10 protein-coding genes are annotated in these 12,249 nt (G+C 72.0%); 2 read left to right on the top strand and 8 right to left on the bottom strand.

The features are described 5' to 3' along the window. Nucleotides 1-20: 20 nt before the first annotated feature. Nucleotides 21-875: a hypothetical protein gene (locus A4A78_RS04035; RefSeq protein WP_156488548.1), complete on the bottom strand. Its 855-nt coding sequence runs from the start codon at nucleotides 873-875 to the stop codon at nucleotides 21-23. A gap of 439 nt (nucleotides 876-1,314) precedes the next feature. Here A4A78_RS04035 and A4A78_RS04030 point away from each other — a divergent pair, with 439 nt between their 5' ends. Together A4A78_RS04030 and A4A78_RS04025 are read left to right on the top strand one after the other, a co-directional pair. Then, a complete protein-coding gene (locus A4A78_RS04030; RefSeq protein ID WP_062947105.1) occupies nucleotides 1,315-2,046 on the top strand; it encodes a GNAT family N-acetyltransferase in 732 nt (243 codons plus the stop codon). A gap of 310 nt (nucleotides 2,047-2,356) precedes the next feature. Beyond that, nucleotides 2,357-3,472, top strand: coding sequence for a PLP-dependent cysteine synthase family protein (locus A4A78_RS04025; RefSeq protein WP_062947104.1), 1,116 nt, complete (start codon nucleotides 2,357-2,359; stop codon nucleotides 3,470-3,472). Nucleotides 3,473-3,746: 274 nt separating this feature from the next. Here the strand turns inward: A4A78_RS04025 and A4A78_RS04020 are convergent, their stop codons facing one another. From A4A78_RS04020 to A4A78_RS03990, 7 genes are all read right to left on the bottom strand, one after another. After that, the gene (locus tag A4A78_RS04020) at nucleotides 3,747-5,162 is read right to left on the bottom strand and encodes a glycoside hydrolase family 32 protein (protein WP_062947103.1); all 1,416 of its coding nucleotides are present in this window, start codon (nucleotides 5,160-5,162) and stop codon (nucleotides 3,747-3,749) included. A gap of 47 nt (nucleotides 5,163-5,209) precedes the next feature. After that, complete coding sequence (locus tag A4A78_RS04015; RefSeq protein ID WP_010549173.1) at nucleotides 5,210-6,031, bottom strand: carbohydrate ABC transporter permease; 822 nt, start codon at nucleotides 6,029-6,031, stop codon at nucleotides 5,210-5,212. Between the two features lie 52 nt (nucleotides 6,032-6,083). Further along, nucleotides 6,084-6,965 (bottom strand): carbohydrate ABC transporter permease, encoded by an 882-nt coding sequence (locus A4A78_RS04010; protein ID WP_053915932.1) that lies wholly within the window; start codon nucleotides 6,963-6,965, stop codon nucleotides 6,084-6,086. Continuing rightward, the gene (locus A4A78_RS04005) at nucleotides 6,962-8,350 is read right to left on the bottom strand and encodes an extracellular solute-binding protein (protein WP_062947102.1); all 1,389 of its coding nucleotides are present in this window, start codon (nucleotides 8,348-8,350) and stop codon (nucleotides 6,962-6,964) included. Before A4A78_RS04005 ends, A4A78_RS04010 begins: the two co-directional genes overlap by 4 nt. A 289-nt stretch (nucleotides 8,351-8,639) precedes the next feature. After that, nucleotides 8,640-9,701 carry a LacI family DNA-binding transcriptional regulator gene (locus tag A4A78_RS04000; protein ID WP_062947101.1) on the bottom strand — a complete coding sequence of 354 codons (1,062 nt, stop codon included), beginning with the start codon at nucleotides 9,699-9,701 and terminating at the stop codon, nucleotides 8,640-8,642. Between the two features lie 98 nt (nucleotides 9,702-9,799). Next, nucleotides 9,800-10,654, bottom strand: a complete 855-nt coding sequence (locus tag A4A78_RS03995; protein WP_062947100.1) for an SDR family oxidoreductase — start codon at nucleotides 10,652-10,654, stop codon at nucleotides 9,800-9,802. An 88-nt stretch (nucleotides 10,655-10,742) separates the two neighbouring features. Then, a complete protein-coding gene (locus tag A4A78_RS03990) occupies nucleotides 10,743-12,197 on the bottom strand; it encodes an MFS transporter (RefSeq protein WP_062947099.1) in 1,455 nt (484 codons plus the stop codon). Nucleotides 12,198-12,249: the final 52 nt, after the last annotated feature.

Raw genomic sequence — 12,249 nt, 5'->3', positions numbered from 1 at the left:
GGCAACCCGGCGGAGGCAGGTCAGGCGGGCAGCTTCGTGGCGAGCACGACGTAGTTGCCGTAGCCGGGCTGCAGCGTGCCGTACCAGCTGCCGTCGCCGCCGCCGTCGGGGGTGCCGACGATCTCGCACAGCGCGTGCCGGCCGCCGTCGCGCAGCTCGCATCGCGCACCGAGCTCCTCGGGCAGCGGACCCTCGGGGCTGTCGGCCATCATCACCGCGGTGACCATGGCGCCCTCGACCTCCTCCAGAGCGACCTCGCTCGGCACCGCCGCGCTCAGGCCGCCGATGCCCTGCGGGGCCTCGGCGACGGCGAGGCCGCCCGTGGCGCCGACCTCGACGAGCAGCGAGGTCGCGCCGAACGCCGCGGGGACGAGGTGGACGACGGCGATCTGCTCGCCCATGCCTCGGCCGTCGTCGGGCAGGACGCAGTCGGCGGTGTCGCCGGCGAGGGTCGCCGCGCCCTCGCAGGTCGCTCCGCTGCTCGCGAAGAACTCCTGGCCGGCGATGTCGGAGGCCTCCATGGACGTGGCCCCGCGGTGCTCGCCGTAGAGGTTCTGCATGACGAGATACCCGCTGCCGAGCGGAAGGCTCTCGGCCGAGTAGGTGCCGGCCCACGAGGCGGGCAGGTCTGCCGCGGACGGGCCCGGGTCCGCCTCACCCTGGCCGTCGTCCTCAACCTGGTCGTCGCTGCCCTGGCCCTGGTCGTCGCCGCTCTGTCCATCGTCGGCCTGGCCCTGGTCGCCCGCGGTCGTCACGATGCCGGAGGCGTTCCCCGCCGCGTCGTCCGCCGCCGCGCCGTCCCGCTCCGGCTCGCCCGGGTCCGGGATCGCGACCGCGGCCCGCTCCGGGTCCTCGGCGTCGGCCGCCTCAGGCACGGCCGTCCCGCAGCCCGCCAGCAGCGCACCGGCGGCGAGAAGCGCCGCGAGGGACGCCCCTCCGCGCCGCTTCGTGCCGCGGCGAGCCCCTCGTGCCCCGGCGTCCCCCGACACCGCCGCACCCACCCCTGCTGTCCTCGACGCCACTGTCCTCGACATCCCGACCTCCCCTGGGGTTCCCCGTCGCCGCGCGCTCCGCAACGGCCGTCCGGGTCGCGGTCGTGATGACCGCTCGGCGACGACTTTACGATCTCTTTACCTCAATGACAACTCGCCTTGTATCACGAGGCGGTGGGCATCGTCCTCGTCGGCCGCGCCCTATCGTCCCTCGAGCCCCGCTGGCCCGCGCCGTTCACGCGGAGTGACAGAGCTGCGCGCCGATGCCCCGTCGGTAGTAGCGTGGCGCGGTCACGCCCACCCCGCCGCACGAGGACACCGCATGCCACTGGACGAACAGCCCCACGTCGCGAGCGCCGACGCCCCCTCGGACGCGGAGCATCCGGTGCTCGACAACCCCGCCTGGTCCTCGCTCACCGGCGCCCACCGCGAGCTCGCGATCGGCAACGAGCACGTGCTGCGCTATCCGGAGGACGTCTCCCCCTTCGTGGGAGTGCGCGACTGGGAGCACCCCGACGTGTGGGACGCGATCCTGGACGTGTTCGGGCACGATGCCGTGGTCTCCGTCTCCCACGCCGATCCGCTGCTGCCGGCCGGCTGGGCGCCGGAGTTCCAGATCCCGGGCGTGCAGCTCGTCCAGACCGACCGCCTCGCCCCGCGCCCCGAGCCGGAGGCGGTCGAGCTCGGAGCGGCCGACGCCGAGGAGATGCTCGCCCTGATCGCGCAGACCAGGCCCGGGCCCTTCGAAACGCGCACCCACGAGATGGGCCGTTACGTGGGGATCCGGCGGGACGGACAGCTGATCGCGATGGCCGGCGAGCGCCTCCACCCCGAGGGCTGGACCGAGATCAGCGCGGTCGCGGTCCATCCCGACCATCGCCGGCAGGGTCTCGCCTCCCGCCTCGTGCTCGACGTCGCCCACCACATCCAGCGCCGCGGGGACAGGGCGCTGCTGCACGCCTCCGCCGCGAACACCGCCGCGATCGCGGGCTACGAGAAGCTCGGCTTCGAACTGCGGCGCCGCCTCACCTTCGGGGCGCTGCGCACACCCTGAGCGGCAGCGCCCTCCTTCCGCCCGGTCAGCACACGGATCAAGGACGTCCCACCAGGCCCGGAAGGGCTCGTGCGGCATGGGCGGTCCCGCCGCCCTTCGACAGGACGCGACCCCCGCCGACACGGTCGAGAAGCTGCGGGAGCAGAGCGGGACGCGGCCCGGCGACACCGGGGCAGTCGCCGGCCACGCCTGACCCCGCCCGCCGGCCCACCCGCCGCCTCGGCCGGCCGTGCCCGGGTCGTAGACCGACACGGGCGAAGATCCACCGCGCCCGTCCTGCCCCCGACACCCGACTCGGTACGGTCTCCCCATGACCATCGATGCGCGCTGGCCCGAGCCCCTGCAGGACGTCGATCGCAGCGACGAGGACCTGCGGGCCTGGGTCGCCGAGCGGATCCACCGCCTGGACGCCGACGGGCGTCGCAGCGCCGACACCCACCTGGTGCGCCTGGACCTGCCCGAGGACTGGGACATCCAGCTCTACCTCAAGGACGAGACGACCCACTCCTCCGGCAGCCTCAAGCACCGACTGGCCCGCTCGCTGTTCCTGTTCGCCCTGGTCAACGGACAGCTGCGGCCGGGCATGCCGGTGATCGAGGCGTCGTCGGGCTCGACCGCGGTGAGCGAGGCCCATGTGGCGCGGATGCTCGACATCCCCTTCGTGGCCGTGGTCCCGCGCGGCACGAGCGCGCGGAAGATCGCGCTGATCGAGTTCGCCGGCGGGCAGTGCCACGTCGTGGATGGCGCGGCGGACATGAGCCGGGAGGCGCAGCGCCTGGCCGATGAGCTCGGCGGGCTGTTCCTGGACCAGTTCACCCACGCCGAGCGCGCCACCGACTGGCGGGGCAACAACTCCATCGCCGTCAGCGCCCTCGCCCAGCTCGAGCTCGAGCCGCATCCGGTGCCGCGCTGGATCGTGGTCGGCGCCGGGACCGGCGGGACCAGCGCGACCTTCGGACGCCTGCTGCGCTACCGGTCCCTGCCCACCTCCCTGTGCGTCGCGGACGTGGAGAACTCCGCGTTCTTCCCCGGATGGGTGCAGGAGGATCCGCATCTCACCACTGGGTCCGGCTCGCGGATCGAGGGCATTGGCCGCCCGCAGGTCGAGCCGAGCTTCGTGCCCGGGGTCGTGGACCGGATCATCCGGGTGCCGGATGCCGCCTCAGTCGCCGCCGCCCGACATCTCTCCGAGGTGCTCGGCAGGCGCGTCGGCGCCTCGACCGGCACGAACCTCATCGCCGCGGCGCAGCTGATCACGCAGATGCGCGAGAAGGGCGAGAGCGGCTCGGTGCTGACGCTGCTGTGCGATCCGGGCGACCGCTACACCGACACCTACTTCGACGACGACTGGGTCGCCGCGCAGGGCTGGAACCTCACGCCCTGGCGCACGGCGCTCGCGGAGATGCTGCCGCTAGGGGTGCGCTGACACCCGGCCCACCCCGCCCGCGGAGGGCCAGGGCGCACTCAGCTCCAGGCACCCTGCAGCCACCGGCCCCAGCCCCAAGCCCGCATCCCGCATCCCGCATCCCGCATCCCGCATCCCGCAGAGCATGGTCGACTACCGGCGCAGGGCGTACCTCTATGCCCATATAGGCATAGAGGTACGCCAGACGCCCGTGACCGACCATGCCACCGGCGGTCCCGGGCCTCGGATCGGGGGTACCGGACCCGGCAGCGCTCGGGATGCCGCGGCGGGAGGCTCAGCGCCCGGGCAGCTCGAGCGCCCACGCCTCGGCGAGCGCCCCGCGCACGCGGACCCGATCGCCGTCTGCCGGATAGAAGCGCAGAGTGCACGGGGAAGCCGCGTCCGGGAGGTGCTCGAGGAGGCTCGCGTCGAGGAACAGCGTCGCGGGTCCGTCATCGGCCGAGAGAACCTCGCGCGCAGTGCCGTCGGCCCCGAGGATCTCGACCGTGACGGCCCCGCGAGTGCGCACCTCGGCCCGCGCGGGAGTCTCGAGCAGGAGCTCGACAGTGCCGCCGGCCCCGGTCGCCCCGGGCACGTCGACGTCGTCCGCCGCCTCCAGGGGCAGCGCCTCGGCCCGCAGCGCGCGCAGCTCCGGGACCGGCGCGCTGCGCAGCTCCTCCCCGTCGAGCCGCAGCTCCCGCGGGAAGGTCAGCGCTCCGGCCCAGCCCTGGGCGTCGGTCTGCTCCTGGCTGCGCTGCTGCCCCTCCCATGACCAGCCCCACAGCAGCACCCGGCCGGCCTCGGCGTCGACGACGGCCTGGGGTGCGTAGAAGTCGGGACCGATGTCGACCTCCCCCCCGGCGGTCGGCGCGAAGCGCGGCGCGCCGTCCGGGCCGTCGACGAGGTCTCCCACCAGGTAGTCGACCTGGAGGGTGGAGCGCTCGTGGGTGGAAGGGTGCCCCCAGCGGGACAGCAGCAGCACCCAGCGCCCGCCGACGGGCACGAGCTGCGGGCACTCCCAGAGATCGGCGGGCGAGTGCTCGGCGGCGACAGGGTCGTCCCCGTGCAGCAGCGTGCCGACGAGCTCCCAGTTCTCGAGGTCCTCGCACGAGTACAGCAGCAGCGTCGGCACGAAGCGACCGCCCTCGCGCACCCCGGCGCCCTGGATCCCCCAGCGCTTCCCGCCGTAGGTGAACACGAAGGGGTCGCGGATCCCGATCAGTCCGGGCACCTCGGGCACCTCGGCGGCGACCACGCCGGTGCGGACCAGCTCGGTGCCGCTCTCATCGAGGCGGGCGACGAGCACGCGGGCGAGCTGGTTCTCGATCCCGTCGACCCCGGAGTAGACGAGAGTGGGGACGGCGGGGGCACCGGGCCCGCCGGCGACGGGTCCGGCGGACAGCTCGGCACCCTCGGCGGCGCTCGCGTCGGGCGCGTGGTCGAGGAGTCCGACGCCGCTCCAGCATCCGTCCTGGTCGGCTTCTCCCGGGCGGGGCACGGGGCCCAGCGGCTCCTCGCGCCAGCTCACCAGATCCGAGGAGGACATGTGACCCCAGTGGATGTGCTCGTGGCGGGTGGACGCGGGGTTGTACTGGAAGAACACGTGCCAGCGGCCGTCGGCGGTGCGGTGGATGCCGTTGGGGTCGTTGATCCAGCCGAGCGGGTGGACGCGGTGGAGGGCCGGGAAGCCGAGGTCGAGGGTGTCGGTCATCGTGATGCTGCTCCTGGTGACGTGGGGGCGGGGACGGTGGGCAGGGGTCACTTCGAGGACCCGGCGGTGAGGCCCTCGCGCAGATAGCGCTGGCCGAAGAGGAACACGACCACGGCGGGCACCATCGAGAGGATCACTCCCGCCAGCACGACCGAGATCGATCCGGTGCCGAGGTTGCCCTGGAGGGTCACGAGGCCAAGCGGCAGGGTGTAGTTCTGCTCGGAGATCATGAAGATCAGCGGGCGGAAGAACTCGTTCCAGTGGTAATTGAAGGCGAGGACCCCCACGATCGCCATGCCGGAGAGCGCCAGCGGCGCGTAGATGGAGAAGAAGGTGCGCCAGGGGCTCGCGCCGTCGAGCGCCGCGGCCTCCCCGAGCTCGAGCGGGAGGCCCAGGAAGTACTGGCGCATCAGGAAGGTCCCGAAGGCGGTGGGGATCGCGGGGAGGATCAGCGCGAGCAGCGTGTCGGAGAGCCCCATGCCGCGGATGATCATGAACACCGGCACGATCGTGACCTGCACCGGGACCATCATCGTCGACAGCACGATCGCGAACAGGGCGTTCTTGCCGCGGAACTCCATGCGGGCGAAGACGTATCCCGCCATCGCGGCGGTGAGCATCTGCCCGATCGCGACCACGCCCGTGACCAGGGCGCTGTTGAGCACGAGCAGCGGCACCGCGATCTGTTCGAACACCGCGGTATAGCTCGAGAAGTCCGGTGAGGTGGGGAAGAAGCTCGGGGGGAGGCTGAAGGACTCCGCGGCGGGCCGGAGCGAGGTGGTGAACGTCCACCACACCGGACCGAGGGTGAGCACGGCGGCGACGAACAGGGCGGAGTACTTGGCGAGGGCGGGCAGGCGGCGTGTCATCGGGGGTCCTTCCGGACGGGGACAGGGGCGCTCGCGACGGCGGGAGCGCGGCTCACTGATAGAAGACGAAGCGTCGGGCGAGGCGGAACTGGGCGGCGGTGACGAGCATGATCAGGACCATGAGGACCAGGCCGATCGCGCTGGCACGCCCGAACTCGAGCTCGCGAAAGGCGCTCTCGTAGATGACCATCACGACCGTGCGGGTGGAGTCCCCGGGCCCGCCGCGCGTGAGCACGTAGGGCTGGTCGAAGACCTGCAGTGCGGAGATGATCGCCATCACCGAGGCGACCAGCACGGTGGGACTCACCAGCGGCAGGGTGAGATGGCGGAACTGGCGCCAGCCGGTCGCCCCGTCGATGGAGCCGGCCTCGTAGATCTCGGTGGGGATCGAGCTCAGGCCGCCGATGAAGAGCAGGAACGAGAAGCCGAAGTTCTGCCACACGTACACCGCGATCACCACGACCATGGCCCACTGCGGGCTGGTCAGCCAGGGCACGGCCGGGATCCCCACCAGCGAGAGCAGCCAGTTGATGACGCCGTAGCTCTCGTTGAACAGGTACTTCATGAGGATCGAGACGCTCGCGGCGGACAGCACGAGGGGGAAGAAGAAGGTCGAGCGGAAGAACACCCGCAGCCACGGAGGCATCCGGGAGCTGACCAGCACGGCGAGCAGCATCGCGATGACGAGCTGGGCGGCGACCGCGACGACCACGAACACGGCGGTGTTCAGGAAGGAGATGCCGACGGTGCGGTCCGTGGCGAGGTCGGCGAAGTTCTCCAGCCCCACGAACTGCGGGGAGGTGATGATGTCCCAGCGGAAGAAGGCGAGAGCGAGCGAGCCGACGATCGGCAGCACCACGAAGATGCCGATGCCGAGCATCGTCGGGGCGAGGAAGAGCCAGCGCAGCAGGGCGCTGTCGCGATCGGCGGTCATGAGGGGTCCTCCTCGGAGAAGACGGCGCGCAGGTCGGCGTCCAGATCCGCGAGCGACCGTGCGACCTGCTCAGGACCGCCAGACAGCGCGGTGGAGACATTGCGGATGAGCGCCGTCTCGACGGCGGCCTGCTGCGGCGGGGCGGGGATCGGGCCGGTGGACGGGAAGCGGTCGAGGGTCTCGTAGAAGCGTGACCAGTGCTCCGGACCGATGCCGGTGTACAGGGAGTCGTTCACCATCGAGCGCCGGGTCGGAGTGGTCGAGGGGGTCGGGAAGGCGAGCTCCATCGCCTCCTTCGAGGCGGTGTACTTGATCCACTCCCAGGCCTGGTCCGGCTTGTCGGTGGTCTTCATGACCGCGTATCCGGCGCCTCCGAACTGGTGACGCTGGGTCTTCCAGCGCGGGAAGAACTGCACGTCGTACTGCTCGGGACGCATGCCGCCCTCGGCGAGCCCCTGCACCCAGTAGCCGCCCGCGGGGGTGGTGCCGATGCGACCGGAGGCGAACAGGCCGACGAGGGTGTTGCCGCCGCCCTCCTCGGGACGCACGGCGAGGCCCTCGCCGACGAGGCCGCGCAGGTGCTCGAAGCTCTCGTGGACGCGGTCGTCGGTCGCGTTGGAGCCGGTCCAGAGATAACCGCCGGAGCGCTGCTCGCCGGGATAGAAGGTGGACCAGAAGTCCTCGCCGCCGCTCGCCCGCTCCTCGATCAGGAAGGAGGTGTCGTTGACGTAGAGCCAGGGCACGATCCCGCCGAAGAGACGATTGGTCCAGTAGTAGGGGGTGGCGTCGCCCTTCATGCCGCGCAGCAGCTCGGTGAAGTCGTCCTTCGTCCAGTCCTCCGTCGGCATCTCGAGGCCATTGCGCTCGAGGACGTCGAGGTTGAGGTACATGTTCGCGGCGTTGAAGTCGAGCGGGAGCTGGTAGAGGGAGCCCTTGTACATGAACGCCTCGATGAGGCTGGGGTGGACGTCCTCGAAGTAGTCCTTCATCTCCTCGGCGTCGCGCAGGAGGTAGTCGTCCAGCGGCAGCGCGAGGCGTTCGGCGAAGAGCTGCGCGCCTTCGGTCGCCGTGTAGACGATGTCGGGCTGGGTGCCGGAGGCGACCATCGTGAGAATCTTCGCGAAGAAGTCTCCCCAGTCGGTGGCCTGCACCGACTGGATCAGCACGGGGATGTCGGGGTGGGTCTCCATGAAGGCATCCGCGATCGCCTGACGGCCGGCCGCGTCCTGGGAGGTGCCGAGGATCAGGATCGTCAGGGCGTCCTGGCCGCGGCCGGGGATGTCGGCGCCGGTGAGGCGGGGCCAGGCGGCGACGGTGCCGGCGAGGGCTGCCGCGCCGCCGGCGCCGAGGAGGGCGCGGCGGGTGAGGGTGGAGGGGCTGGCCATGCGGTCCTCTTCGTCGAGAGTCGGGACGGTCGAAGCGTGTTGATAGAGGAGGTGCGGGTCGATGCGGCTGTCCGGCGTCCTCGCCGACACATCGCTTTCACACGTGCCTAAGTCGTGCGAGACGAGTATGGAGTGCAGCTTTCACACGTGTCAACCTTGGTTCAGCGACCACATCCAGGACACTCCGACGAGGCCCCAGTCCACTCCGCCCCCGAACCGGACCCAGACCCGGCCGGATCGGAGTCGAAGCCGCCTCGACCAGCCTGCGCAGTGCTGACGTCGAGCGAGGTCAGCGCTCGCGTGCGATCCCCACCGACTCCCGCTCGACGAGCGGGCACTCGACGACCACGACACCCGCATCGTCGCCCGCCGCCTCGCCCTCCAGTCGCGCGAACAGCGCAACCATCGCCCGGCGCCCCATCTCCTCGTGGGGCAGGGCGATCGTCGTGAGCTTCGGAACGAGCCGCTCGGCGAAGAAGTCCTCGTCATCGAAGCCGATCACCGAGAGATCCCCCGGAACGGCGATGCCCGCCGCGGCCGCGGCCTGGAGCACCCCGGCAGCGACCCGGTCACGGATGCAGAACACACCCGTCGGCGGGTTCTCCCCCGCGAACAGCCGGGCGGCGGCCCGGTAGCCGTCGTCGATCTGCCACCCCGCCTTCACCATCCGCGGTTCGATGCCTGCGTCCGCCAGCTCGTCACGAAAGCCGGCCTCCCGCTCGAGAACGGCCACGGAGCGATCGTCGCCGGAGAGCATAGCGATCCGCCGATGACCGGTCTCGACCAGGCGACGAGCAGCACGTCGGGCGCCGCCGTAGTCGTCGGGCACGAAGGTGGGCGGCAGCTCGGCACCCTCGCCGCGCTCGTCCGCCCCGGGCGGCACCGGTTCGTGGTTCGCCAGCACCAGCGGGATCCCCGGCGGCACGACGGGGAGAGGGCCCCTCATGCGGCCCATGGTCGCGTAGAGCAGTCCGTCCACCTGGCGCTCGGCAAGGAGGCGGGCGGCATCCTCGACGGTGTGGTCGCGCAGCGAGAGGTCCACGGTGATCACGAGGTGATCGTGCCGGGCAGCGACCATCGAGGCAGCGCGCGCCATACGGCCGGCGAAGGGCGAGGTCGCGATCTCGTCGGTGATGAGACCGATCGTGCGCGAGCGACGCTCCTTGAGGGAGATCGCGAGGGCCGAGCGGGTGTAGCCGAGCTCGGCGGCGGCGGCGAGCACGCGCTGCTGGGTGGCCACGGCGACCGTCCCCTCCACACGTCCGTTGAGCACCATCGAGACGGTGGCCCGCGAGACACCCGCACGCGTCGCGACATCGGCGGAGGTGGGGCGGCGGGACGAGGAGCTCACAGCTCGTAGGGTACGCGGCTCCTCCGGCCGGCGGCGGGCCGGGATCCATGGCTCCTTCCCCGCGATCCCGGCCCGTCGTCCCGTGCCCGCCCGGCCGCTCACACCACCGCGGTCATCCCGCCGTCGACGTGGAGGGTCTGGCCGTTGACGAAGCGGCTCGCGTCGGAGGCGAGGAACACCAGCGGGCCGACGAGGTCCTCGACGTCGCCCCAGTGCCCGTCGGGCGTGCGCCGGGCGACCCAGGCGGAGAACTCCTCGTCCTCGACCAGGGCCTTCGTGAGCTCGGTGGCGAAGTAGCCGGGGGCGAGCGTGTTGACCTGGATGCCGTGCGGGGCGAGGTCCGCGGCGAGGCCCTTGGTGAACATCGCGATCCCGCCCTTGGTCGCGCTGTACGCGGCGATCGAGGGGCGGGCGAGCTGGGACTGGACCGAGCCGATCTGCACGATCTTCCCGCTGCCGCGCGCGATCATCCCGCGGGCGACGCGGCGGGCGCAGTAGAAGGCGGCGGAGAGGTTCGTGGCCAGCAGCGCGTCCCAGTCCTCGTCGGCGAACTCCGCGATCGGCGCCCGACGCTGGATGCCGGCGTTGTTGACCAGCACGTCCGGGGTGCCGTGCGCGGCCTCGATCACGGTGAGCGCCGCGTCGACGGCGGCGGGGTCGGTGACGTCGAAGCCGGCCGAGAGGACCTCGGGCACCTCGCCGGCCCCGCCCGTCGCCTCGGCACCGACGCCGGTCGCGTCGGCGGCGGTCGTCCCATCGGCCGCGCCCGCGCGCTCCGCGGCGACGGCGGCGGCGATCCCCTCGGCCGTCGCAGCAGCGCGCCCCGCGTCCCGGCCGTGCACGATCACCCGCGCCCCGGCCCGGACCAGACCGGTGGCGAGCGCACGGCCGATGCCGCGGGTGGAGCCGGTCACCAGAGCGGTGCGGCCGGTGAGGTCGAACAGGTCGGACACGAGGTCTCTCCTTCGTGAGGAACGCGCGGGGCGTGGTGGGACGAGGAGGCCCGGGCCGTGGAACGGTCCCGGGCCTCCTGCGAGGATCTCAGGCCCGTGCAGGGCTCGACGTCTCGTCCGCGGCGCCGGAACCGGGGACGACGGCCGCCTCGGCCTCGTAGGCGGAGTCCTTCTCGGTGGTGGACAGCCGGATCGCGTCCTCGGTGCGCAGCAGGTCGCGGCCGCGGGTCTCGGGGACCAGGAAGGTGGAGGCGGTGGTGATCGCGGCGAGGGTCGCCATGTACAGGCCCAGCACGATCCAGTTGCCGTCGGTCCAGGCCATCAGCGACGCGCCGAGCACGCCGGCGAGACCGCCGGCCAGCACCGCGGAGAGCTCACGGGCCATCGCCACGCCGAGATAGCGGTGGCGGTTGCCGAAGAGCTCGGGGAGCATCGCGCACTGCGGGCCGAGCATGGAGTTCACCGCCACGCCGATGCCGATCGCGACCACGGCGATCGAGAGTCCGGTGCTGCCCAGCGACAGCATCCACCAGGCCGGGAAGCTGTACAGCAGCATGAACACGGCGCCGAAGCGGTAGACGGGCACGCGGCCCACCTTGTCGGAGATCGCGCCGGTCAGCGGCACGGAGAAGACGCCGATGAGGCTGCCGAGGGTCACGCCCCAGGCGACGGAGCCGCGGTCCAGGCCGATCGCGGCGGAGGTGACGAAGGCGAGGGAGACGGACTGGAAGAGGTAGGAGCCGCCGTTCTCGGCCATGCGCAGCCCGATGCCGGCGACCACGCCCGGCAGGCCCTTGGTGAAGATGTCGCGCAGCGGCCGCTCGGCCGTCTGCTCGCGCTTCTCCAGGTGGACGAAGGTGGGGGTCTCCTCGAGCTTCGCCCGGATCCACAGCGCCAGCAGGATCAGCACCACGGAGGCGAGGAACGGCAGGCGCCACCCCCAGGAGAGGAACTGCTCCTCGGGCAGCAGCGTCAGGGCGGAGAAGGCGAGGCCGGCCAGCAGGGTGCCGGCCTGGATGCCGACGAAGGGCAGGGCGGAGAAGAAGCCGCGCCGCTTCACGGGGGCGTACTCGGCCATCAGCACCGTGGAGCCGGCCTGCTCGGCGCCCGCGCCGAAGCCCTGGGCGAGCCGCAGCACCACGAGCAGCGCGGGCGCGAGCGCGCCGACGGACTCGTAGGTGGGCAGCACGCCGATCAGCATGGACGAGCCGCCCATCAGCACGATCGTGGTGACGAGCACGAAGCGTCGGCCCACCTTGTCGCCGAGCAGGCCGAAGACGAGGCCGCCGATGGGGCGGGCCGCGAAGCCGACGCCGTAGATGCCGAAGGCGGCGATGAGGGCCATCGCGGGATTGGACTGGTCGAAGAACAGCTGGTTGAAGACCAGGGCGGTCATCAGGCCGTACATCGCGAAGTCGAAGTACTCCAGCGCGCTGCCGACGCTCGAGGAGAGCGTGGCACGGCGCAGGTTCGCCTGGTACTCGCGGTCCGCGTCCGCGGCGACCGCGTCCGGCGGGGTCGTGGGGCTGGGGGTGGAGCTCATGGGACATCTCCTTCGATGGCTCAGAGAGGGGCCGACGGGCCCGGGGGGTGTG

It is taken from the genome of Brachybacterium sp. sponge, from assembly GCF_001613775.1.
GTDB classification, from domain to species: domain Bacteria; phylum Actinomycetota; class Actinomycetes; order Actinomycetales; family Dermabacteraceae; genus Brachybacterium; species Brachybacterium conglomeratum.
This window is presented reverse-complemented; position numbering and strand designations above follow the sequence as displayed.